This window comes from Chromobacterium haemolyticum DSM 19808 (assembly GCF_000711885.1).
GTDB classification, from domain to species: Bacteria; Pseudomonadota; Gammaproteobacteria; order Burkholderiales; family Chromobacteriaceae; genus Chromobacterium; species Chromobacterium haemolyticum.
On record NZ_JONK01000030.1, the window covers coordinates 40,680 to 62,309 of the forward strand.

Consider the following 21,630-nt stretch of genomic DNA (forward strand, 5'->3'; position numbering starts at 1 on the left):
CCCTTAGATGCATTTCACTTCGGTGGAGGGCGAGAGCGACTTGAAAATCTGTTCGACGTTGATCTTGACGGCACTGTCCTTGAAACCTGCGTCACGGAACACCACACGCAGGGGCTGATGCTTCGCCAGTTCCTTGACGAAGCCTTCATCGATGCCTCCATGGGCATCGAAGCAGGCGACCAGTGCATTGCCATCGACGAAGAAAACGTCTTTGCCCTGGATGGCTTGCTTAGAGATAGGTAAGGCCAGATCGATGCCCCAATCCAACATTACCTGGAACAACAGGTCTTCAGGAGTGCGATCAGGCTTGATGTTGTCAACGAACATATCGAGGTTGGGCTTCTCCAATGCATCGGGTGTATAGAAGATGTCGGCCAGGTTCGATGAATCAATCTTCAACGCCCGGAAGCCAACATCCCCGGCGCCAATTGCGCCGCCAGTTGAGATCTTCTTGCCGGCCTCTCCCAGACGCTTTTTCGTGATGTCTGCAATCGTGGCATAGCCCGTACGCCCTGTTTCCTCGGGAATCTGAACCAGGATAAAGCGTCGCTTGGACCCGTGCGCCTGGTTCACTTTCATGACTGCATGCCCTGTGCTGCCTGAACCGGCAAAGAAGTCAAGAATGATGTCGTCGGGCTTGGTGACCAGCTCGATCAACTCACTCAAGACATCGGTGTTCTTCGGGAAAGGAAACCAGCCTTTGCCGACAAGTTCTTCGACTTCCAGCGTTGCTGAACGGCCATCCCGGTAGAACACGGACGAGTACGGCTCGCTGTCGATTTCAAACAAGTAGCTTTTCCGTGTCGGGATCGTCGTCTCGTCGGGCCCAAAGTGAATCCGTGGGGGGGTCTGGGCAAGGGCCCACTTGGTCTTTTCCTCGTCCCACCGCCAACCTGTTGACGGCTTCTTGCACGACTTTCCGGTGACTGGGTGCAGGATGTCGTGGCGTGGCCGAGATTCGCGGCCGTCATCTGGGCCTGCAAAGTTGTCTGCGAAGTACAAGCCGCGATCATCCGACCAGTTGTAGTGCTTGTGGGCCTTACGAGAATCGTCGTTGGGGAGTTGCTTGTACCAAGCCTGCATTTCCGACCGGATGGCCTCATGGTTGGTCCCCAGGCTAGCTCGCAACTCTGCATACTTCGCCAGCACTTGATCGGCACCTTCCTTCGGACGGCGCCAGGGTCCATTGGCGAGTACAGAGTACTTGTCCCGGACGTAGCAGAGGATGTATTCGTGGACCTTGGCAATCAGCTTCGAATCGCCCTTCTTTGACCGCTGCCAGACAATCTGACCCACGAAGTTCTCTTCCCCAAAGACTTCGTCGCAAACCTTGCGAAGGTTGTCGGCCTCGTTGTCGTCGATTGAGATCAGGATCGCTCCGTCGTCCCGCAGCAGATTGCGTGCGAGCTTCAGTCGCGGGTAGATCATGCTCAGCCAGTCAGAGTGAAAGCGACCGTTTGCCTCAGTGTTGGCGACCAATCGACCACCCTCTGAATCGGTCTGACTGGATTGCTGCAGGTAGTCGCCAACGTCGGCGCGGAAGTCGTCCTTGTAGATAAAGTCCTTTCCGGTGTTGTACGGAGGGTCGATGTAGACCAGCTTGATCTTCCCAAGGTACGTCTCTTGGAGCAGCTTCAGTGCGTCCAGGTTGTCGCCTTCGATGAAGAGGTTCCTGGTCGAGTCGAAGTCAACGCTTTCGTTGCGGCTGGGTCGCAGCGTCTTGGCAATCGGCGCATTGGCTGCTAACAGCGCTTCACGCTTGCCAGGCCAGTTCAAGTGGTAACGCTCTTGCGGCCCTTCAACAATCGACTCAGAAAGCTCTTGGCGCAGCTGATCAAAATCCACAGCCAGTCTCACGCTACCGTCACTCCCCTTGGCCTCGGTCACACAACCGGGGAACAGCTTACCAATGCGAGCGATGTTGTCTTGTGTCAGATCGGGAGAATGCATTTTCAGTTTGTCCATATTCTTTTCCTCTGGCCATCAGCTTCAGTGGCTCAGTTCCTCAAGTTCGTTGTTCAGTTGCCGCAAAGTGGCGTTGATCTCTACTTTGCGGTTGAATTGCTTTTCCTTTGCCAGCTTGGCGTGTACTTTTTCGATTTCACGCTGCTTGGCCCTCACGCCCTCCAAGCGCTCGACCAAGGCAGAAAAGCTCTCTCGGTCGCGAGGGACCAGCGGAATCAGCCTTTGTAGTAAGGCCTCGTAGAGCCCAGCCAAATCCAGTACCACGGGCATCTCCACTCGTGGGCTGTTGGCTGGCATCCATGCGGTCGAAAAATAATCGCTAACGACCCATTTGCTGGCATCGGCTTCACTGGGGCGCTTGTGGGCGGCAATAACCTTGATCTTGCCCTCGTGCTCTAGCTCGAAGACGATGGGAAACTGCACGGCACCATCGATGCACTTGAGTACATCGACGGACAGCTCTCCCGTTTTCAGAACGATGCGGAAAACCTGCACCTCCGGTACGCCCGGCTTGGCAGGCAGGTTGATGGTTTCCGGTGCAAGCTTGTACTGCCACACAATCTGCTCGACCTGTTCCACGAACAGGTCTTTCAGGCGGGTGTTGGCCCCGCTGTGCTCGTAAATCTTGTTCTTGGGCAGTACGCGCCCGAACGTGGCCTGCTTCGGGTAGTTAATCAGCGCCGGATGCTGGGCTGGAGATACGCTCATCCAGCCTCCTGTATCACAAGGAAAGTGATGAGTTCGAAGTCATCCAGACCCGAGATGGTATTGGTCAGCGCAGTGGTCTTGCCGCCGCTGAAGAGGCTGTCCAGGTCCTTATCTTCCTTCACTTCGATCATCGAGCTAATGGCCTTGCTCAGCAGCTCGGAGTAGCTTTGCATGTTCCTGCCGTCGCTTGTCTCCTTATTGAAGGATTGGCAGGCTATGGGAATGGGGTCAGCATGCCCCTTACAGCCGCTGCGCACGAGGTCCAGCAGGCGCTTTACTTCGGTGTGATCGTTAATGACCTTGCCGTCGCACCCGATGTAGATGAGGTAGTACGGGTGCAGTCGGTTGTGCTGGTTCACGTTGACCTCGGGGTTGCGGTTGCGCAAGGTAAAGATCACCCCCGGCTCCAGACCCAAGGCAGAATTCGCAGGTACTACGGCATGCATACCGTTAGGCACATGGCTGGGTTCGCCATGTGCCTTCACGTAGTTGAGCAAGTCCATGCGGAAGTCGTTGAGCCCCAGGTCGGTGATTGACACGCCGGTTTTCAGGTCTTCCAGCTCGATCACCTCCTCCTGAAGGCGGCGCAGCTGTTCTTTGCGGTAGGTAACATCGTTGGCCTGTGCGGAAAGCACGTTGTCGTCCCCGGTGGCCGTCACATCGGCAATCATCATCCGGCTCTCAACCCGCTCTTTCAGGTTGATGTATTCGTCGAGCGAGATGTCGGGCCAATAGTTCACCAACTGGATGCAGGCGTTCGGCGAGCCGATACGATCCACACGCCCGAAGCGCTGAATGATGCGGACTGGGTTCCAGTGAATGTCGTAATTGATCAAGTAGTCGCAGTCTTGCAGGTTCTGGCCTTCGGATATGCAGTCCGTCCCGATCAGCAAGTCGATCTCAGCGGGCTCTTGCGGCAGCACTTGTGCCTTCGACTTGGAACGTGGCGAGAACAGTGTCAGCAGTTCCTGGAAGTCGTAGCTCTTCTTGAGCGTGGACTTGGGCGAGCCTGTACCCGTGACTTTGGCGCTATGGAGTTGCTGCCGTGCCAGCAACTCCGGTGCAAGGTTGGCATAGAGATAATCGGCGGTATCGGCGAAAGCCGTAAAGATGATGATTTTCTTGTTGCCGGGGTTGATCGGGTTGGATATCTTGCCCAGCACTTGTGTTTTCAGGTGCTGCAACTTGGCATCGTCCTCGGGGGTGATCTTGTCCATCGAGGCCAGCAGGGCATCGATGATCTCCAGATCAACGCTCAGGTCATGCTCCCAAGAGGGCAAGTCCATGTCGGCCAAGCTGATCTTGACCTTGCCGCCGATCTCGCCTCCGTTCAGCATCGACAGATCATCGTCTTCGGCATCCAGGTTTTCTAGGACTTCGGAGAGGTCCGCGATATCGGCGGCACCGCCACCTTCGTTGAAGCGGCGGATAGTCGCCAGCGTGTTGGCGTGATTGCCACGCAGGGAGCGCAAGGTCAGCCGGAACGATTCGATGGAACTTTCCAGGCGTTTGAGCAAGTTCGTGGTCATCAGGGCCTGCAGGCCCTTCTCTCGACCATACAGGCTGAGGTTTTCCTTCTTGTCGCCCGATTGGGTGTTGTAGAGGTCGATGTACTTCTTGACCCGGCTTTGAAGGATGTAGGCCGCTGGGGTGTAAACGCAGAGCTTGAGCAACGACAGTTGCTCGAAAATCTCGTTGAAGCCCATCACGTCCGAGCGCGAAGTCAGCGGGCAATGGAAGGAAAGCGGCTTGCGGCGCTCCGGGAATTGGCCGATGTCCTTCGTGTCGTAGAAGGTCTGGATGTGCTTGCGAGAGCGTGCGATGGTTACGCTGTCCAGCAGCTCGAAGAAATCAAAGTCCAGCGAGTCCAGAATGGCGCGGGCTGTACGTTCCTCGGGGGGCAATTTCGACCAAACAGTGAATGCCGCCTGTGCGCTTCGGAAAACCTCTTCCACGCTCTTGCTGATCTTGAGTTTCTTGCTGAGGTTTTCCGACTCACCCTCATAGGCCAAGGCCAGCTGATTACGCAGGTCGGCAAAGCGGTTGTTAACCGGGGTAGCCGAGAGCATCAGTACTTTGGTCTTCACCCCCTCTCTGATGACCTTGTTCATCAGCTTCTGGTAGCGTGTCTCCTTGTCCTTGTAGGCATCGTTGTTGCGGAAATTATGCGACTCATCGATGACCACGAGGTCGTAGTTGCCCCAGTTGATGCGGTTCAGCGGTGTGCCAAACGACTCACCGCTGGTGCGGCTGAGGTCGGTATGGCACAGCACGTCGTAGTTGAAACGATCCTTCGCGAAGATGTTGGTCTTCAGGTTACGGTTGTAGTTGAGCCAGTTGTCCGCCAGCTTCTTCGGGCAAAGAACCAGCACGGAGCGGTTGCGCAGCTCGTAATACTTCACCACTGCCAGCGCAGTGAAGGTCTTGCCCAAGCCAACGCTGTCGGCCAGGATGCAACCGCTGTAGGTTTCCAGCTTGTTGATGATGCCGGTGGCGGCATCCTTCTGGTAATTGAATAGCTTCTGCCAGATCAGGGTGCTCTGGTAGCCGGTGCGATCGTTGGGCAGTACGTCCTCGTCGATATCGTCCAGAAACTCGCTGAAGATGTTGTAGAGCATCATGAAGTAGATGCTTTCGGGCGAGTTCTCCTGATAGACAGAGGCGATGTGCTCACAGATTTGCTGCGTCACATCTTCCAGCTTCTCGGGGTCGTTCCAGATTTGGTCGAACAGGCTGAGATAAGTGGCCGCAAAGGTCGGCTCGTTCATCTTGTTGACGAGGTTCGACACGGCGTTGCCTGGCTGGTAACCCAGATCGACTGCCGTAAAGCCATGCAGCGGCATGTAGGCGGTGTCGCCACTGTCGCCAGCCCGTGCCTGCACACAAGCAAATTGCTGCATTGGGGCTTTGGTCCGGTTGCTCTTGAACCGGGCTTTGCGTCGCATCCAGTCGGCGCACTCTTTGGCAATCGCGCGCTGAGTCAGCTTGTTGCGCAACTGGATTTCAAACTCACTGCCGTACAGGCTGCGCTCTCGATCCACCTTGGGGATATGGAACTCCCGTCGCTCCTTGCGGATTTTGTCGGTTACTTCATTGGCAACAAAAGTCGGGGAGGTGAAGATGAAATTCAGCTCTTCAATCTTCTCCAGTTCCGCCTTCAGGGCCTCGAAGGCATACATCGAAAAGCAGGAGGCAGCAATCTTCAATCGCGCCCCCGGTTTTAGCGTTTGCTTCAGGTCGTCCCCGAGAAGGCGACTAATATTGTCAATGAGTTCCATCGCTTCCCTTCTTCTTTTTTGTACCTTCCGTGAGCTGCTCGTCCGCCTTCAGACCGTGCTCTTTGGCGTAGTTCAGGATCAGCACTTCCATCATCGATGCGATGGAGCGGTGTTCTTTTTCAGCAGCAATGCGCAGTAGTTGCTTGATGTCTGCTGACGTGCGGATGGACAAGGTTTTGTCCTTTGGGCACTTCATGACGGAGTCCTAGATTAATTGTCCGCAAATGTACTGCGTTTTTCCGGGACTGAACAGAAGAAAAGTCCCCTTTCAGCCCAAAACAGGTGAGGGGGCAGAGGCGGCATCTCCGAAATTCTGAGTCTGCTAGCCCTTGTTCATTTCCATGTGAATAGGCAGCTTTGGCCAAGCTCCGGATATTTCCCGAATGCAGATTAAAATTGAGCCCTATCCACACTAGGGTCTAGAAATGGTCAGACTGCCACCTGCATAGGTACCAGCGTCACTGGAAGCAGCGGAAGGTGAACGGCAACTGAGAGATTGCCTTCCCACTTAGGCCGGAGGCCACTGCCCATATTCATAGATGGCACATGTGCCTGTAAAGCTTGAGGTATCTCGCAGCAATGGCCAGCCAAGACTACTGGCGCGAACTCGCTCACGATACAAATACCTTCCGGGTACTTCTGCTTCCTCTGGGGGGAACTTGCCTTGTACTCCTTTGAAAATACAATCCCATCCCCAAGCCCAGTAGCGCCGATCCGTTTCCCAAGAGGCCCACTCACTCAGGGTTGGAGGTCCAGCCTCCCATGCAGGGAGGCAAAAAGGTCGCATGGCAAACATAACGTCGAAGCCTTTGTTGCCGGCAAGTAGCTTTAGCATCTGGCCAACGTGCTCTCGCCAGCGAGGTGTTTTGATTGGATCATCGGCAGGATGGGCCATGTGGTGCAATGCCAAGAGGCTGATTTTAAAAGACTTGGCATCCACCCCAAAGTGCCCACCTGGCCATAGCGTGAGGTCGAATATTCTGGCGGTGAACAATAACAGCAGTTCGGCGCCCAAATTACGCTTATGGAAATCCAGGCCGACTATCAACAGCAGGTGGTAGATCATTCCCGCAATCTCGTGCATCTGCTCAGCATTATCTTGCCGATCCGCCTCGATCCAGTACAGCACCAGCGCAGCCAAGGCATCCAGATCGCCACGGCGTAACAGCCTATTCCCCTGACGACGATTGAAGGGGGCCAACTCACGTGGCGCACCAAAATAGTCATGCCGGGCCTGCAGCATGATGGATTGAACACCAGGATCTAACCGACCTACCCAGTCTGCCATCGATGCCGTTTTTCTCCCCATAGTCTTCAGGATTGCCCACAACGGATGATTGAGCTCACGAGCCGACCCTGCTGCGTGGACGTCAACCTTTCGAACCAGTCGAATCTGAGGGGTGTTTTCCCCGGCGCCGTAACGATTCCATTTGCTAGGGTAAACCGTACGCTGGTGCTGTCGCCGGAAATGCTCCGGCTCTAAGAGCTTCTCAAGCTGGTATGCCGTTTGGCAATCCAATGCCTTGAGAACCCCCTGAAACCAGTAGCGGACACGCAAGACATCGACTGGGTGACGGTTGGGGTTCTTCGATTCGAGGAGTGTCATGGTGGCTATGGCGTTTCGCACGCCGATGCGAAATTGGCAAATTATGAAAAAATATTATTAAAAATCAGTTATTTATAAAAAATAAGTACAGTCAGAATTGAGCGAAATTCTATGGGATAGCCACCACGCTGTCACCTGGTTAGGCTATGCACCATGAACGTAACAGGCCGTAACCCATGCTTTCCCTGAGTAACCTGACTGCTGAATTGGAAAAAGAGCTGATGGACCGATACGGTCCGATGCTGCCAAGCCGTGTGCTTTGGAAGGTGCTCGGCTACTCATCACCCGCTGCCTGGCGCCAGTCGATCAGCCGACGCACAGTACCTGTACCGATTTTCCCTTTGGAAGGCCGCAGCGGCTATTTCGCCTTGTCGCGCGACGTGGCGGCATGGATGGCAGAGCAACGAATGAAGGCGTTGGAGAAGATGGACAACAAAGGAGAGACATCATGCGGATGAAATAAGCAGGACACTTAATTCATCGCAGGCTGTTAGAAAGACAAAAGCCCGGGGTTGCCGCCCCAGGCTTCTGCTGAATCTCGTCAAGAAATGCCCCCTGACGGAATCATTGTCGATCTGACGCGCGATGGCGTCAAGCCATCCTCCTGCATTTCTTTCAATGCAATTTGCCCATCGCGACGAGCGAGGGGGTCGCTCGTCCATGGTGTCTGGATAGACAATGAAGTTACCGATAGAAACGCTGCGCCAAGTGCTCCGCTTGGCGTGTGATATGAATTACTCCAACCGGGCGGTTGGACGGTTGTCAGGCGTGGCTCCCAATACGGTGAGAGCCGTTCGTGACTTGTTACGTCTGGGGCAGTACGGCTGGGATGATCTGAAAGATCTGGACAACGACGGGTTGCGCCAAGCGCTGCTCGGCCCGGTACAGCAGCCACCATCACGAAAACCGCAACCTGACTGGCTGATGGTCCATGCGGAACTGCAAAAGCGAGACGTTACGCTGGAACTGCTCTGGGACGAGTATCGAGCCGTCACACCAGAAGGTATTTCCTACGCCCAATTTACGCGTGCATACCGGAAATGGCGCAAGACCTGCAAGCTTAGCCTGCGCTACGTGTATCACCCCGGTGAGATGCTGTTCGTGGACTTTTGTGGCAAAACCATGCCGATACGGGATCGTGACACAGGAGAAATCCGCAAGGTTCAGATCTTTGTCGGGACACTGGGCGCATCTGGCTATCTGTTTGCCACTGCGGTCGAAACACAAACTATCGAAGATTGGTTAAAGGCACATGTTCGTATGCTGGAGCACATTGGCGGTGTGCCACGCTTTATCGTGCCGGACAACCTGAAATCAGCGGTCACAAAACATACGCGTTCTACCATTGTGCTCAATCCGGCTTATCAGGAACTGGCTGAACACTATGGTTTCGTGATTCTGCCTGCACGGCCACGACAACCCAAGGATAAAGCGCTGGCCGAGGTCGGCGTTCAGATCGTTCAGCGATGGGTATTGGCTCGCTTGCGTCACCAAGTGTTCTTTAGCCTGGACGAACTGAACCATGCGCTGGATTACTGGATGCGCCAGCTGAACCACAAAACTACCCGCACCTATCCGCAAAGCCGTATATCACGCCTGGCCGAACTTGATACGCCGGCATTGGCACCACTGCGTGATGATCGCTACCCCTACAGCCAATGGCGATATCGGGTTCGTGTCGATGAGCGTTACCATGTGCGGTTTGTTGATCATTACTACTCGGTGCCGTACACCCTTGCTCACCAGTTGGTTGACCTGCGTGCCAGCAATGAGCGATTGGACATTTACAGCCAGCGCCGACGGGTGGCCAGCCATGAGATCAAACCTGGTGCCGGCATCAGTACCGATCCCGCACATCAGCCGCCACACCACCGTCATCATGTTGGCGATTCTCCTGATGCATTACGTGCTTGGGCCAAAGACATCGGCCCAGCGACACTGCAGTTGGTACAGCGCAACCTAGAGGAACGCCGTGACTTTGCCAATGGCCTCAAAGGGATACGGGCATTGCGGCGTGACGTGCGCCGTGAGGGGTGGCAGGAGCGCCTTGAACAAGCGTGTAGCTATGCGCTTGCCCGCAACATCCTGACCTATGACCGATTGCGCTCAATTCTGCGACACGAACCCTACCGGCGAGACAAAGCATCATCAGCCACCACGCCGCACCACGAAAATCTACGCGGCGCATCCTATTTCGCTGTTCAGCTAGAAGGAGGCAAAGCATGCTAAGCCTGACAACTACAACCCAAAAACTAATCGAACTTGGCTTGCATGGCATGGCTACCGCCCTGGTAAAGCAGCAAGGTGAGCCAGGAAGCACCACCATGCCATTTGAGCAGCGATTGGGCCTCCTGCTGGATGAAGAGCTGGCCAGCCGGGACAACCGCCGTATCAGCCGACTACTGAAGCAATCGAAGCTGCGCTACAACCAAGCTGTGCTTGAAGATGTGGATTACCGCAGCAGTCGTGGCTTGGACCGTTTGCAGATTCAGACCCTGGCCGGTGGCGAGTGGATGCGTCAAAAGCAGAACCTGATTCTGACCGGTCCGACCGGAACAGGGAAAAGCTGGCTGGCGTGCGCGTTTGGTCAGCAAGCCTGCCGGCAAGGCATTGCAACCTACTACACCACGGCCACACGCTTATTTGAGGATTTGAGCGTCAGCCAAGCAGATGGCACGCTCCCAAGAAAACGGCGTCAGCTTTCCCGTATGCCGCTGCTGATTATTGATGACTTGGGGATTGGAGGCATAGACGTTCAACTCGGTCCGATCCTGCTGGACATCCTGGATCAGCAGTCGATGGAAGGTGCCTTGATCATCACTAGCCAGTACCCTCCAGAGAAATGGTACGACCTATTCGGTGATCCTACCGTGGCAGATGCCATCCTTGACCGGGTCGTACATCGCGCCCACGCGATTAGCTTGAAGGGCGAGTCGATGCGTAAGCTGAAGGCCAAAAAGGTCAGTTAGTAACCATAGCTTCTTGCGCACTCCAAAACGGGTGCGCAAGTGCTGTGCAAGTTGGTGCGCAAGTCCTGTGCAACTGTCCGATCATGTTCCATGCGATTTGGTGATCAGAGAAGAGAGTTTTCGCGTCGCATCAAGCTTGACAAAGGCTGAAGCCGAGTTCTTCCTAGAGTTCGCAGCAGCGTCCATCATTTACATTACGCAAAAGCTCAGGCATCAGTAGCCCGCCCCCTCGCTTACGGCTGCTGACCTGCACATCATGGACTAAGTTGAGCCGGACTGCCAACGGCAGCAAAGGTCGAAAAGCAGCAGTTTGATCCATCGTGAAAAAACCCACCGAGACTATCCGGTGGGTTTTTTCATTATCTGTGTCAGCATTTTTTCACTAACCTGACACAAATTTCACTTTGAGTGTCACCCTACAACCTTACACGTCAATATTCCGCGCAATCAAGGCATTGCCCTCGATGAAGTTCCGGCGCGGTTCCACTTCGTCGCCCATCAGGGTGGTGAACACGTCGTCCGCGCTCATCACGTCTTCAATGCGCACCTTCAGCAGGCGGCGCACGGTGGGGTCCATCGTGGTTTCCCACAGCTGTTCCGGGTTCATCTCGCCCAGGCCTTTATAGCGCTGGATGTTCATGCCCTTCTTCACTTCCGCCAGCAGCCAGTCCAGCGCTTCGCCAAACTCCGCCACCGGTTTCACGGTTTCGCCGCGTTTGACGTGGGCGCCTTCGCGCAGCAGGCCGCTGAGCATGTCGCCGGTTTTCTTCATTTCCGCGTAGTCGCCGGATTCCAGGAAGTCCTGGTCCATCACCGTTACCATCACGTTGCCGTGCAGTTTGCGGATGATCTTGATCAGGTGGCCGTCGTTCTTTTCGTCGCGCAGCAGTTGCAGTTCGATGGCGTCCGCCGGCAGCAGCGCGCTCAGTTTGGCCAGCGCGGCGTCCGCTTCTTGCTGGCTGCTGAGGGACAGCGGGCCGGTTTTGAGCATGGCTTCCAGCACCAGCGGGTCTATCACGCGGCTTTCGCGTTCAATCACGGAGCGGGTCAGCAGGAACTGGCGGGCAATTTCGCCCAAGGTGTCGCCGGACAATGCGGCGGCGCCTTCCGCCGGGATCAGTTCGGCTTTTTCCAACGCCAGTTGCAGCAGGAACTGGTTGAGCTCGGAGTCGTCCTTGAGGTAGCGCTCTTGCTTGCCCAGTTTGGCCTTGTACAGCGGCGGCTGGGCAATGTAGATGTGGCCACGCTCCACCAGTTCGCTCATTTGGCGGTAGAAGAAGGTGAGCAGCAGGGTGCGGATGTGGGCGCCGTCCACGTCGGCATCGGTCATGATGATGATGCGGTGGTAGCGCAGTTTGTCCGGGTTGTATTCGTCTTTGCCAATGCCGCAGCCCATGGCGGTGATCAGGGTGGCCACTTCCTGGCTTTGCAGCATTTTGTCGAAGCGGGCGCGTTCCACGTTCAGGATCTTGCCCTTCAGCGGCAGGATGGCCTGGAATTTGCGGTCGCGGCCTTGTTTGGCGGAGCCGCCGGCGGAGTCACCCTCCACCAGATACAGTTCACACAGCTTGGGGTCTTTTTCCTGGCAGTCCGCCAGTTTACCGGGCAGGCCCAGGCCGTCCATGATGCCTTTGCGGCGGGTGATTTCACGGGCCTTGCGCGCGGCTTCGCGGGCGCGGGCGGCTTCCACAATCTTGCCGCAGATGATTTTGGCGTCGTTGGGGTGTTCCAGCAGATAGGTTTTCAGTGCTTCGCTGATCACTTCATTGACCACCGGGCCAATTTCGCTGGAAACCAGTTTGTCCTTGGTTTGGCTGGAGAACTTGGGGTCCGGCAGTTTGACGGAGAGCACGCAGGTCAGGCCTTCGCGCATGTCGTCGCCGGAGGTGTCCACCTTGGCCTTTTTGGCCACTTCGGATTCTTCGATGTACTGGTTCAGCGTGCGGGTCATCACCTGGCGCAGCGCGGTCATGTGGGTGCCGCCGTCGCGCTGGGGGATGTTGTTGGTGAAGCACTGGACGCTTTCCTGGTAGGAGTCGTTCCACTGCATCGCCACTTCCACGCTCATGCCGTCTTTTTCGCCAATGCCGTAGAACACTTTGGGGTGCAGCACGGTCTTGTTGCGGTTCATGTATTCCACGAAGCCGGCCACGCCGCCGGAGAAGGCGAAGTTTTCTTCCTTGCCGGTGCGCTTGTCTATCAGCTGGATGCCCACGCCCTGATTCAGGAAGGACAGTTCGCGGATGCGCTTGGCCAGGATGTCGAAGTGGAATTCCACCAGGCCGAAGGTTTCTTCGCTGGCGCGGAAGGTCACTTCCGTGCCGCGGTGGTTGGTGTGGCCGGTCACGGTGAGCGGGGCCACGGCGTCGCCGCGGCGGAATTCCATTTCATGGACTTTGCCGTCGCGCCAGATTTTCAGTTTCAGCCAATCGGACAGCGCGTTCACCACGGAGACGCCCACGCCGTGCAGGCCGCCGGAGATCTTGTAGCTGTTGCTGTCGAATTTGCCGCCGGCGTGCAGGATGGTCATGATCACTTCCGCCGCCGATCGCCCTTCTTCCGGGTGGATGTCGGTGGGGATGCCCCGGCCGTTGTCTTCCACGGTGATGGAGTTGTCGGGGTTGATGATGACCTTGATGGTGTCGGCATGGCCGGCCAGCGCTTCGTCAATGGCGTTGTCCAGCACTTCAAACACCATGTGGTGCAAGCCGGTGCCGTCCGAGGTGTCGCCAATATACATGCCGGGGCGTTTGCGTACGGCATCCAATCCTTTGAGGACTTTGATGCTATCCGCGCCGTATTCCTGTTCGCTCATCTGCTGCTTTCTGTATGGAGAGGGGCCGGGCGGGCCGGGAGTGATTCCTGGCACCGCGCGGCCGGCCTCTGCCGGTCAATCTGAAAATCCGTTTGCCGGGGCGGGGGCGGGGCCTCCGCCGCCGGCGGGCTGCCGGGTGGCGGCCGGCGTCAAATCCGCATGGGCATGACGATGTATTTGAAGTTGCTCACGTCCGGTATGGTGACCAGGGTGCTGCGGTTGGAGTCGCCAAAGGCCATTTGCAGGGTGTCCGCCGGCAGGTTGGTCAGCACGTCCATCAGGTAGTTGATGTTGAAGCCGATTTCCAGCTCGCCGCCCTGGTAGGCGATTTCCAGTTCTTCTTCCGCTTCTTCCTGCTCGCTGTTGGTGCAGAGGATGGACATGGAGCCGGGCTTGAGCACCAGGCGCACGCCGCGGAATTTCTCGTTGGCCAGGATGGCGGCGCGCTGCAAGGCGTGCAGGAATTCCAGGCGTTCGATCAGGAAGATCTTGTCGTTGTCCAGCGGGATGACGCGGTTGTAGTCCGGGAACTTGCCGTCCACCACTTTGCTGATGATGACGGTGGAGCCAAAGCTGAAACGCACCTGGTTGGCCAGCACTTCGATGTTGATCGGGTCGTCGATGTCCTGCAGCAGCTTGTACAGCTCGATGATGGTCTTGCGCGGCAGGATCACTTCGGATTTGGGCAGGTTGGCTTCCACGTCCGCGCTGGCGAAGGCCAGGCGGTGGCCATCGGTGGCCACCAGGCGCACTTGGTTGCCGTCGGTCTGCATCAGCAGGCCGTTCAGGTAGTAGCGGATGTCCTGCACCGCCATTGCGTATTGCACCTGGGAGATCAGGCGCTTGAGTTCGCGCTGGCTCAGGCTGAAGCTGGAGTCGCTGGCGCTGCCCACGGACAAGAGCGGGAAGTCGTCGGCCGGCAGGGTTTGCAGGTTGAAGCGGCTCTTGCCGGCTTTCAGGGTCAGGCGGCCGCCGTCCAGTTGTTCCAGGGTCACGGTGGCGTTGCCCGGGATGGCGCGCAGGATGTCCTGCAGCTTTTTGGCGGAGGTGGTCAGGCGGAAGTCTTCGCCCGGTAATTCATCGCTGCTGGCGGTGGTGATCTGGATTTCCAGGTCCGTGGCCAGGAAGCCCACTTGTCCGCCTTTTTTCTCTATCAGCACATTGGACAGGATGGGCAGGGTGTGACGACGCTCGACAATGCCGGTGACTGCCAGCAGTGGCTTGAGCAGGGCATCGCGTTCGGCTTGCAGGATCAGCATGGGGCGGGCTCCCGTTGGGTGTTTGTGAGTCGGTTCAAGTTAGGCTTCATGGTCTTAGTTACGCAGCATGGCCAGCAGCGTGTCGTAATCGTGAGCGATATCGGCGTCGTTGCCGCGCATTTCGGCAATGGTCTTGCAGGCGTGCAGCACGGTGGTGTGGTCGCGGCCGCCAAAGGCGTCGCCGATATTGGGCAGGGACAGCTGGGTCAGTTCCTTGGCCAGCGCCATCGCCACCTGGCGCGGCCGGGCGATGTCGCGGCTGCGCTTTTTGCTGTGCATGTCGGACAGCTTGATCTTGTAGTACTCGGCCACGGTTTTCTGGATGGCGTCCACGGTCACCTGGCGGTTGCCGGCGGCCAGGATGTCCTTGAGCGCTTCCTTGACCAGTTCCAGCGAGATGTTCTGATTGGTGAAGCGGGCGTAAGCCACCACGCGCTTGAGCGCGCCTTCCAGTTCGCGCACGTTGGAGCGCACGTTCTGGGCAATGAAGAAGGCCACGTTGTGATCCAGCTTGATGCTGTCGGCCTCGGCCTTTTTCATCAAGATGGCCACGCGCATTTCCAGCTCCGGCGGCTGGATTTCCACGGTCAGGCCCCAGGAGAAGCGGGAGATCAGCCGCTCTTCCATGCCTTCTATCTGCTTGGGGTAGCTGTCACAGGTCATGATGACCTGCTTGCCGCCCTCGATCAGCGCGTTGAAGGCGTAGAAGAATTCTTCCTGGGTGCGGTTCTTGCCGGCGAAGAACTGGATGTCGTCGATCAGCAGCAGGTCCAGCGAGTGGTAGTAGCGCTTAAATTCGTCAAAGGCCTTGTGCTGGTAGGCGCGCATGATGTCGGCCACGTAGCGTTCGGCGTGGATGTAGCGGATCTTGGCTTGCGGGTTCTTTTGGAACACGTGGTTGCCGATGGCCTGGATCAAGTGGGTCTTACCCAGGCCCACGCCGCCGTAGACAAACAGCGGGTTGTAGGCTTGGTCGCCCGGGTTTTCCGCAATTTGCATGGCCGCGGCGCGCGCCAGCTGGTTGCCCTTGCCGGTCACCAGGGTGTCGAAGGTGAACGAGGGGTTGAGCCGGGTGCTTTCGTGGCTGCCGCCAATGGCTTTGACCGCGGCCTGCTTGGCCTGGGACGGCGCGCTGGGCGCCGGCACGCTGGGTGCGGGCTTGGCTTTGGCCGGCGCCATCGCGGGCGCGGCCAGCGGCCGGCCGGCGGGCGCGCCCAGGCGCAGCTCCACCAAGCATTCGCCCACCAGTTCCACCGCCAGTTCTTCAATGCGCGCCAGGAAGCGGTCCTTGATGAACTGCATGATGAAGCGGTTGGGCGCAAACAGCGCGATGCCCTCTTCCGTGGTTTCGGCCGATAGCGGCTTGATCCAGGTATTGAACTGTTGCGAAGACAGTTCGGCCTCCAGGCGGGCCAGGCAGCCAGGCCAAAATTGATCCAGTTCGGTCATTACATATACGCAAGTAAAAGCGAAAAACCCGCTGTCGGCGTTACGGCCAAGCGGCGGGAGAAGCCGCCGCGCCCCGTACGCGGGGCGGACGACGTGTGTTCGGCATGATTCAAGGGCCGCGGGCCGCGCATCGCCGGGCCGCAAGGCGGGCGATGCATGGATGGGGCGGCCCCCGAGAACCGCTGGCAAAATTCCTGGATCGGCCCGCGCCGCGCTTGCGCGGGCGCGCGTTGCTCCAGTGGGTGGGGCTGAATTTTGGCAGTGCTTCTCTAGGGTTGGCGTTCCGCACCGGCGCGCGTTCAATAATTGCGCAGCGAACTCGGAACGGTAAGCCTTGGCATTCTAACGGTTTTTCTCAAAGTTATCCACAGGTGCTTAGAAAATTCCTCATTGACAAACCGGCGTTTATCCTGTCAAATCACGCGTTTATTTCCGTTTCGAAACAGGAATTCCAATCATGAAGCGTACTTACCAGCCCTCCAATACCCGTCGTAAACGCACTCACGGCTTTCTGGTCCGCATGAAGTCCCGCGGCGGCCGTGCTGTGATCGCAGCTCGTCGTTCCAAAGGCCGCAAGCGTCTGGCCGTATAAGCCTTTGTCGGCTTACCGCTTTCGCCGTGCGCACCGGCTATTAAAAACGGATGAGTTCTCATCCGTTTTTAGTTTGCGGATGTCGCGCAGCAACGCCACGTTTCAGGTATCGGCCCGACCCAATGAATTGGGGCACGCGCGGCTGGGCCTGGTGGTGGGCCGCAAGGTCCACAAGCGGGCCGTGCGTCGCAACTACATCAAGCGCACGGTGCGCGAATGGTTCCGCCTGAACCGGCAAACGCTGCCGGACATGGACTTCGTGGTCCGCGCCAAGGTGCCTTTTACGCGCGCCGAGCGAACTGAAGTGATCACGGCTTTGTCTTCTCTGTTTGCTAAACTGGCACGATGTCGCGCCTCTTCATCCTCCTGATCCGTTTTTACCAGCTGGCTATCAGCCCGTGGCTGGCACCGCGTTGCCGCTTCCAGCCCACCTGTTCCAGCTACGCGATCGAAGCGGTGAAAAAGCACGGCGCACTCAAGGGCGGCTGGCTGGCCGCCAGACGCATCGGACGTTGCCACCCCTGGGGCGGCAGCGGCTACGACCCAGTTCCCTGAACTTAAATCCGGTATCGAGAGATGGATTCCAAGCGCCTCATAATCTTCATCATGCTGTCCCTGGGCATCCTGCTAGGTTGGCAGGAGTTTTTCGCGCCCAAGCCGACGCCGCAGCAAGTTGCCGCGCAAAAGCAGGCCGCCACGCAGCAGCAGGCCGCCAACGGCGCGTCCCACAACGCCCAGCCGGTGGATTCCAACAAACTGACTTCCGGCCAGCGCATCACGGTGAACACCGATGTGCTGAAGGCGGAGATCGACACCGTGGGCGGCGATCTGCGCCAGCTGACGCTGTTGAAGCACGATTCCGCCGTGGACAGCAAAAAGCCGCTTGATCTGCTGACGGACCGGAACGGCCGCGTCTATGTGGCGCAAACCGGCCTGGTGGCCGCCAGCAACCCGGCGCTGCCCACCCACAAAACCGTGTTCACCGCTGAAAAGACCAGCTACGAGCTCTCCGGCGACAAGCTGGAAGTGAAGCTGACCGCGCCGGAAGCCAACGGCGTGAAGGTAAGCAAGATCTACACCTTCACCAAGGGCAGCTACAAGATTGGCGTGCGTTACGACATCGCCAACGGCGGCGCCGCGCCGCTGGCCGCCACCGCTTACTACCGCCTGCTGCGCGACAGCCAAACGCCGGAAGGCGAAGGCCGCCTGGCCCACACCTTCACCGGCCCGGCTGTTTACACCTCGGAAAACAAATTCCAGAAGGTGAGCTTCGACGACCTGGCCAAGGGCAAGGGCGATTACGCCAAGACCGGCAGCGACGGCTGGGTGGCCATGATCCAGCACTACTTCATGTCCGCGTGGATTCTGAAGCCGCTGGACGGCGCCAGCGTGTGCAAGGACGACAAGTCCTGCCGCTTTGAGCTAAAACAGAGCAACGGCCTGAACTCCGCCGCCGCGCTGGTGGATTACGCCACCATCGCCCCGGGCCAGAGCCTGAGCGTGTCCGTGCCGCTGTTCGCCGGCCCGGAAGAGTACGATGTGATCAGCAAGCTGGCCGACGGCATGGAATACGCCAAGGACTTCGGCATCTTCCACATCTTCGCCTCCCCGCTGTTCTGGCTGCTGACCAAGCTGCACCTGCTGGTGCAGAACTGGGGCTGGGCCATCGTGCTGCTGACCCTGACCGTCAAGGCCATCTTCTACCCGCTGACCGCCGCGTCCTACCGCTCCATGGCCAAGATGAAGGCGCTGGCGCCGCGTCTTGAGCGCATGAAGGAGCAGTACGGCGACGACCGCATGAAGTTCCAGCAGGCGGTGATGGAGATGTACAAGTCCGAGAAGGTGAATCCGCTGGGCGGCTGCCTGCCCATGCTGATTCAGATCCCGGTGTTCATCGGCCTGTACTGGGCGCTGCTGGCTTCGGTTGAGCTGCGCCAGGCGCCGTGGATCCTGTGGTACACCGACTTGGCCCGCCCGGACCCGTACTATGTGCTGCCGGTGATCATGGCGGCCACCATGTTCCTGCAAACTTTCCTGAATCCGCCGCCGGCGGACCCGATGCAGGCCAAGATGATGAAAATCATGCCGGTGGCCTTCTCGGTGATGTTCTTCTTCTTCCCATCCGGCCTGGTGCTGTACTACGTGGTCAACAACATCTTGTCGATGGCCCAGCAGTGGCAGATCAACAAGAGCATCGAGAAGAAAAACAAGGCCGCGCTGCAATCCTGATTGCCCCGCGCGCTCTGAACCCCAAACCCGGCCGCATGGCCGGGTTTTTTGCTGGATAATTGAAGCGTATTCGCCACGACGCCCCGCCGCGCGGGGGCCGCGGCCCAGATTCCAAGGAATGCCCATGAGCCTCAGCTACACCCCCGCCACTATCTGCGCCATCGCCACCGCTCCCGGCCGCGGCGGCGTTGGCGTAATCCGCGTGTCCGGCAAGGATTTGCTGCCCTTCGCCGCCGCCATCAGCGGCGGCAAAACGCCCAAGCCGCGCTACGCGCTCTACACAGACTTCGTCGACGCCCACGGCCAGCCGCTGGACAACGGCCTGCTGCTCTACTTCCCCGGCCCCAACAGCTTTACCGGCGAGGACGTGATCGAACTGCAAGGCCACGGCGGGCCGGTGGTGCTGAAAATGCTGCTGGCGCGCTGCGTGGAGCTGGGCGCGCGGCTGGCGGAACCGGGCGAATTCACCAAGCGCGCCTTCCTCAACGACAAACTGGACCTGGCCCAGGCGGAAAGCGTGGCGGACTTGATCGACGCCAGCAGCGAAACCGCCGCCAAGAGCGCGCTTAAATCGCTGAAAGGCGCGTTCTCCAAGGAAATCCACGTGCTGGTGGACGAGCTGATCACCCTGCGCATGCTGGTGGAGGCGACGCTGGACTTCCCGGAAGAGGAAATCGACTTCCTCAAACAGGCGGACGCGCTGGGCAAGCTTGAACGGCTGCGCGGCCGGCTGGTGCAGGTACAGGCCACCGCCAAACAGGGCGCCATCCTGCGCGAGGGCATGCACGTGGTGCTGGTGGGCCAGCCCAATGTCGGCAAATCCAGCCTGATGAACGCGCTGGCCGGCGACGACATCGCCATCGTGACGGACATCGCCGGCACCACCCGCGACACCGTGCGCGAGGAAATCGTCATCGACGGCGTGCCGGTGCACATCATCGACACCGCCGGCCTGCGCGACACCGACGACGTGGTGGAGAAGATAGGCATAGAACGCACCTGGCAGGCGGTGGAGCGCGCGGACCTGGCCCTGGTGCTGGCGGACAGCCGCGATGGCCTGACCGGCGAGGTTCAAGCCATCCTGCAACGGCTGCCGGCCGCGCTACCGCGCGTGCACGTGTTCAACAAGGTGGACCTGTCCGGCGAAGCGCCGGGCCTGGCCGATGAAGACGGCCACCCGCTGGTGCGCCTGTCCGCGCGCACCCACGCCGGCGTGGATCTGCTCAAAGCCAAGCTGCTGGAAATGATAGGTTACAGCGGCGGCGGCGAAGGCGTGTTCCTGGCGCGCCAGCGCCACCTGGACGCCATCCGCCGCGCCGCCGAACACCTGGAGCTGGCGCACGCGGACTGGGAGCAAGTGGAAATCTTCGCCGAGGAGCTACGCATGGCGCAGAACGCGCTGTCCGAGATCACCGGCGAATTCAGCGCCGACGATCTGCTGGGGGTGATCTTCAGCCGGTTCTGTATTGGCAAATAACTGGATGTCCGACGACATCCAGTAGCATCCAAAAAACCCCTCACAACCATTGCTATTGCTACATTCTCTCGTCCAGTAGCATCCAGCAACATCCATAGACAGCCGATGGCTTTAGGTACACACTTAGGCACACACTCGATAGAGTAGGTTTTTATGTGTACCTAGACCAACGCCTTTTCCTATCCTAAAGATCAAATTTTAAATACATTGTCATATCAATTTGGTACACAAATTTCAACACCAATATACGTGTACCAAACACAAAAAATTCAATACATTTCAATGACTTGCAAAGCATTTGATTTTGATTTTTATAACGAATCGACTCTATTTTTCCGGAGTTTTTTTGTCAAATTTCGCGCATAAATTTTGGAACCTACATAGAGCAAGGCTTATAGCCACTATCGTGTACCTTTGATTTCGAGCGTGTACCAAAGGGGAGACTATGCCAAGAGCTACCAAACTACTGACCGATGCCCGTATCAATGCATTGAAGCCAAAAGATGCTCGCTACCGGATCACGGACTCGGGTGGCTTGCTGCTGGAAGTGATGCCTAGCGGCACCAAGGTCTGGCGCTATCGTTATCAATTGCATGGTGTTCGGCAGCCGACTTTGACTATTGGGCCTTACCCAGAAATCAGCTTGAAAGCTGCACGTAAGCAGCGGGATGCATGGGCAGAGCTAGTAGCTCATGGAGAGTCCCCTAAGCGAGCAGTCCAAGCGGCCAAAGTGGAACGGCTCAACACGGTTGCGGCCTTCGCCGACAATTGGTTGGATGAGCAGTTGGAGGGAAAATCAGGCAGCTATCAGAAGACGATGCGCCGGATCATGGACAAGGACGTATTACCCTGGCTAGGCGGCATGCCGCTGGCGGAAGTGAAGCCGTCTGACGTTCTGGAGCTTTGCGACAGGATCAAGGCTCGCGGAGCTCCAAAGATGGCCCTTGTTACGCGCAATGCACTTAAGACCCGCTAACAAAACCTCTTGATGTCAGATGCGTATGCCCGCATTTGGCGAAGATGAAACGGAAAGTCGTCAGTCAGAAGCTCTGGAAGTCATTGCAACCACTACTTCCTCCACCACCGCGTTCCCGCCGGGGTGGGCGGCCGCGGTTGGATGATTTTGCCGCCCTCAACGGCATCTTGTTTGTTCTCACTACCGGCATTCCTTGGGAGGACCTCCCACAGGAACTCGGTTTTGGCAGCGGTATGACCTGCTGGCGAAGACTGCGCGATTGGCAAGCGCTAGGCATTTGGGACCGCCTACACCTAGCCCTGCTGAT

General features: G+C 57.8%; 18 protein-coding genes. 10 read left to right on the forward strand and 8 right to left on the reverse strand.

Annotation, left to right across the window (positions count from 1 at the left end):
* Window positions 1–3: 3 nt before the first annotated feature.
* From BR71_RS16095 to BR71_RS16115, 5 genes are all read right to left on the reverse strand, one after another.
* Entirely contained in the window at window positions 4–1,965 is a 1,962-nt protein-coding gene (locus BR71_RS16095; protein ID WP_043639785.1) for a site-specific DNA-methyltransferase, read from the reverse strand.
* 24 nt (window positions 1,966–1,989) lie between these two features.
* The gene (locus tag BR71_RS16100) at window positions 1,990–2,673 is read right to left on the reverse strand and encodes a DUF4391 domain-containing protein (protein WP_043639789.1); all 684 of its coding nucleotides are present in this window, start codon (window positions 2,671–2,673) and stop codon (window positions 1,990–1,992) included.
* On the reverse strand, window positions 2,670–5,951 hold the full coding sequence (locus BR71_RS16105; RefSeq protein ID WP_043639792.1) for a helicase-related protein: 3,282 nt from the start codon (window positions 5,949–5,951) through the stop codon (window positions 2,670–2,672). The genes BR71_RS16100 and BR71_RS16105 overlap by 4 nt, the downstream gene beginning before the upstream one ends.
* Window positions 5,938–6,123 carry a hypothetical protein gene (locus BR71_RS16110; protein ID WP_244269653.1) on the reverse strand — a complete coding sequence of 62 codons (186 nt, stop codon included), beginning with the start codon at window positions 6,121–6,123 and terminating at the stop codon, window positions 5,938–5,940. Before BR71_RS16110 ends, BR71_RS16105 begins: the two co-directional genes overlap by 14 nt.
* A gap of 336 nt (window positions 6,124–6,459) precedes the next feature.
* Entirely contained in the window at window positions 6,460–7,557 is a 1,098-nt protein-coding gene (locus BR71_RS16115; RefSeq protein ID WP_043639798.1) for a hypothetical protein, read from the reverse strand.
* Window positions 7,558–7,733: 176 nt separating this feature from the next.
* Here BR71_RS16115 and BR71_RS16120 point away from each other — a divergent pair, with 176 nt between their 5' ends.
* From BR71_RS16120 to istB, 3 genes are all read left to right on the forward strand, one after another.
* Entirely contained in the window at window positions 7,734–8,015 is a 282-nt protein-coding gene (locus BR71_RS16120) for a hypothetical protein (protein WP_043639803.1), read from the forward strand.
* Between the two features lie 220 nt (window positions 8,016–8,235).
* Complete coding sequence (gene istA, locus BR71_RS23695) at window positions 8,236–9,786, forward strand: IS21 family transposase (RefSeq protein ID WP_081862707.1); 1,551 nt, start codon at window positions 8,236–8,238, stop codon at window positions 9,784–9,786.
* Complete coding sequence (istB, locus tag BR71_RS16135; RefSeq protein WP_043639814.1) at window positions 9,780–10,526, forward strand: IS21-like element helper ATPase IstB; 747 nt, start codon at window positions 9,780–9,782, stop codon at window positions 10,524–10,526. The genes istA and istB overlap by 7 nt, the downstream gene beginning before the upstream one ends.
* Before the next feature lie 424 nt (window positions 10,527–10,950).
* Here the strand turns inward: istB and gyrB are convergent, their stop codons facing one another.
* The 3 genes from gyrB to dnaA form a co-directional block, all read right to left on the reverse strand.
* Window positions 10,951–13,341 (reverse strand): DNA topoisomerase (ATP-hydrolyzing) subunit B, encoded by a 2,391-nt coding sequence (gyrB, locus tag BR71_RS16140; RefSeq protein ID WP_043592544.1) that lies wholly within the window; start codon window positions 13,339–13,341, stop codon window positions 10,951–10,953.
* A gap of 149 nt (window positions 13,342–13,490) precedes the next feature.
* The gene (gene dnaN, locus BR71_RS16145) at window positions 13,491–14,600 is read right to left on the reverse strand and encodes a DNA polymerase III subunit beta (RefSeq protein WP_043592545.1); all 1,110 of its coding nucleotides are present in this window, start codon (window positions 14,598–14,600) and stop codon (window positions 13,491–13,493) included.
* Between the two features lie 54 nt (window positions 14,601–14,654).
* On the reverse strand, window positions 14,655–16,049 hold the full coding sequence (dnaA, locus tag BR71_RS16150; RefSeq protein WP_043592546.1) for a chromosomal replication initiator protein DnaA: 1,395 nt from the start codon (window positions 16,047–16,049) through the stop codon (window positions 14,655–14,657).
* Between the two features lie 457 nt (window positions 16,050–16,506).
* Between dnaA and rpmH the strand changes: the two genes are divergently transcribed.
* From rpmH to BR71_RS23705, 7 genes are all read left to right on the forward strand, one after another.
* Window positions 16,507–16,641: a 50S ribosomal protein L34 gene (rpmH, locus tag BR71_RS23700; protein ID WP_019100333.1), complete on the forward strand. Its 135-nt coding sequence runs from the start codon at window positions 16,507–16,509 to the stop codon at window positions 16,639–16,641.
* 4 nt (window positions 16,642–16,645) lie between these two features.
* Complete coding sequence (gene rnpA, locus BR71_RS16155; RefSeq protein WP_039753648.1) at window positions 16,646–17,011, forward strand: ribonuclease P protein component; 366 nt, start codon at window positions 16,646–16,648, stop codon at window positions 17,009–17,011.
* The gene (gene yidD / locus BR71_RS16160; RefSeq protein WP_043639818.1) at window positions 16,987–17,196 is read left to right on the forward strand and encodes a membrane protein insertion efficiency factor YidD; all 210 of its coding nucleotides are present in this window, start codon (window positions 16,987–16,989) and stop codon (window positions 17,194–17,196) included. The genes rnpA and yidD overlap by 25 nt, the downstream gene beginning before the upstream one ends.
* 21 nt (window positions 17,197–17,217) lie before the next feature.
* Window positions 17,218–18,870 carry a membrane protein insertase YidC gene (gene yidC / locus BR71_RS16165; RefSeq protein ID WP_043639821.1) on the forward strand — a complete coding sequence of 551 codons (1,653 nt, stop codon included), beginning with the start codon at window positions 17,218–17,220 and terminating at the stop codon, window positions 18,868–18,870.
* Between the two features lie 124 nt (window positions 18,871–18,994).
* A complete protein-coding gene (gene mnmE, locus BR71_RS16170) occupies window positions 18,995–20,347 on the forward strand; it encodes a tRNA uridine-5-carboxymethylaminomethyl(34) synthesis GTPase MnmE (RefSeq protein WP_043639825.1) in 1,353 nt (450 codons plus the stop codon).
* A gap of 445 nt (window positions 20,348–20,792) precedes the next feature.
* Window positions 20,793–21,323, forward strand: coding sequence for a tyrosine-type recombinase/integrase (locus BR71_RS16175; RefSeq protein ID WP_052370699.1), 531 nt, complete (start codon window positions 20,793–20,795; stop codon window positions 21,321–21,323).
* 44 nt (window positions 21,324–21,367) lie between these two features.
* On the forward strand, window positions 21,368–21,630 hold a 263-nt coding region (locus BR71_RS23705; protein WP_156039010.1), incomplete at its 3' end, for a transposase.

What these genes read in the sequence shown, in the direction of transcription:
- BR71_RS16095 (WP_043639785.1), bottom strand. Translation starts at nt 1,965, where the DNA reads ATGGACAAACTGAAAATGCATTCTCCCGATCTGACACAAGACAACATC.
- BR71_RS16100 (WP_043639789.1), bottom strand. Translation starts at nt 2,673, where the DNA reads ATGAGCGTATCTCCAGCCCAGCATCCGGCGCTGATTAACTACCCGAAG.
- BR71_RS16105 (WP_043639792.1), bottom strand. Translation starts at nt 5,951, where the DNA reads ATGGAACTCATTGACAATATTAGTCGCCTTCTCGGGGACGACCTGAAG.
- BR71_RS16115 (WP_043639798.1), bottom strand. Translation starts at nt 7,557, where the DNA reads ATGACACTCCTCGAATCGAAGAACCCCAACCGTCACCCAGTCGATGTC.
- BR71_RS16120 (WP_043639803.1), top strand. Translation starts at nt 7,734, where the DNA reads ATGCTTTCCCTGAGTAACCTGACTGCTGAATTGGAAAAAGAGCTGATG.
- istA (WP_081862707.1), top strand. Translation starts at nt 8,236, where the DNA reads ATGAAGTTACCGATAGAAACGCTGCGCCAAGTGCTCCGCTTGGCGTGT.
- istB (WP_043639814.1), top strand. Translation starts at nt 9,780, where the DNA reads ATGCTAAGCCTGACAACTACAACCCAAAAACTAATCGAACTTGGCTTG.
- gyrB (WP_043592544.1), bottom strand. Translation starts at nt 13,341, where the DNA reads ATGAGCGAACAGGAATACGGCGCGGATAGCATCAAAGTCCTCAAAGGA.
- dnaN (WP_043592545.1), bottom strand. Translation starts at nt 14,600, where the DNA reads ATGCTGATCCTGCAAGCCGAACGCGATGCCCTGCTCAAGCCACTGCTG.
- dnaA (WP_043592546.1), bottom strand. Translation starts at nt 16,049, where the DNA reads ATGACCGAACTGGATCAATTTTGGCCTGGCTGCCTGGCCCGCCTGGAG.
- rpmH (WP_019100333.1), top strand. Translation starts at nt 16,507, where the DNA reads ATGAAGCGTACTTACCAGCCCTCCAATACCCGTCGTAAACGCACTCAC.
- yidD (WP_043639818.1), top strand. Translation starts at nt 16,987, where the DNA reads ATGTCGCGCCTCTTCATCCTCCTGATCCGTTTTTACCAGCTGGCTATC.
- yidC (WP_043639821.1), top strand. Translation starts at nt 17,218, where the DNA reads ATGGATTCCAAGCGCCTCATAATCTTCATCATGCTGTCCCTGGGCATC.
- mnmE (WP_043639825.1), top strand. Translation starts at nt 18,995, where the DNA reads ATGAGCCTCAGCTACACCCCCGCCACTATCTGCGCCATCGCCACCGCT.
- BR71_RS16175 (WP_052370699.1), top strand. Translation starts at nt 20,793, where the DNA reads ATGCCAAGAGCTACCAAACTACTGACCGATGCCCGTATCAATGCATTG.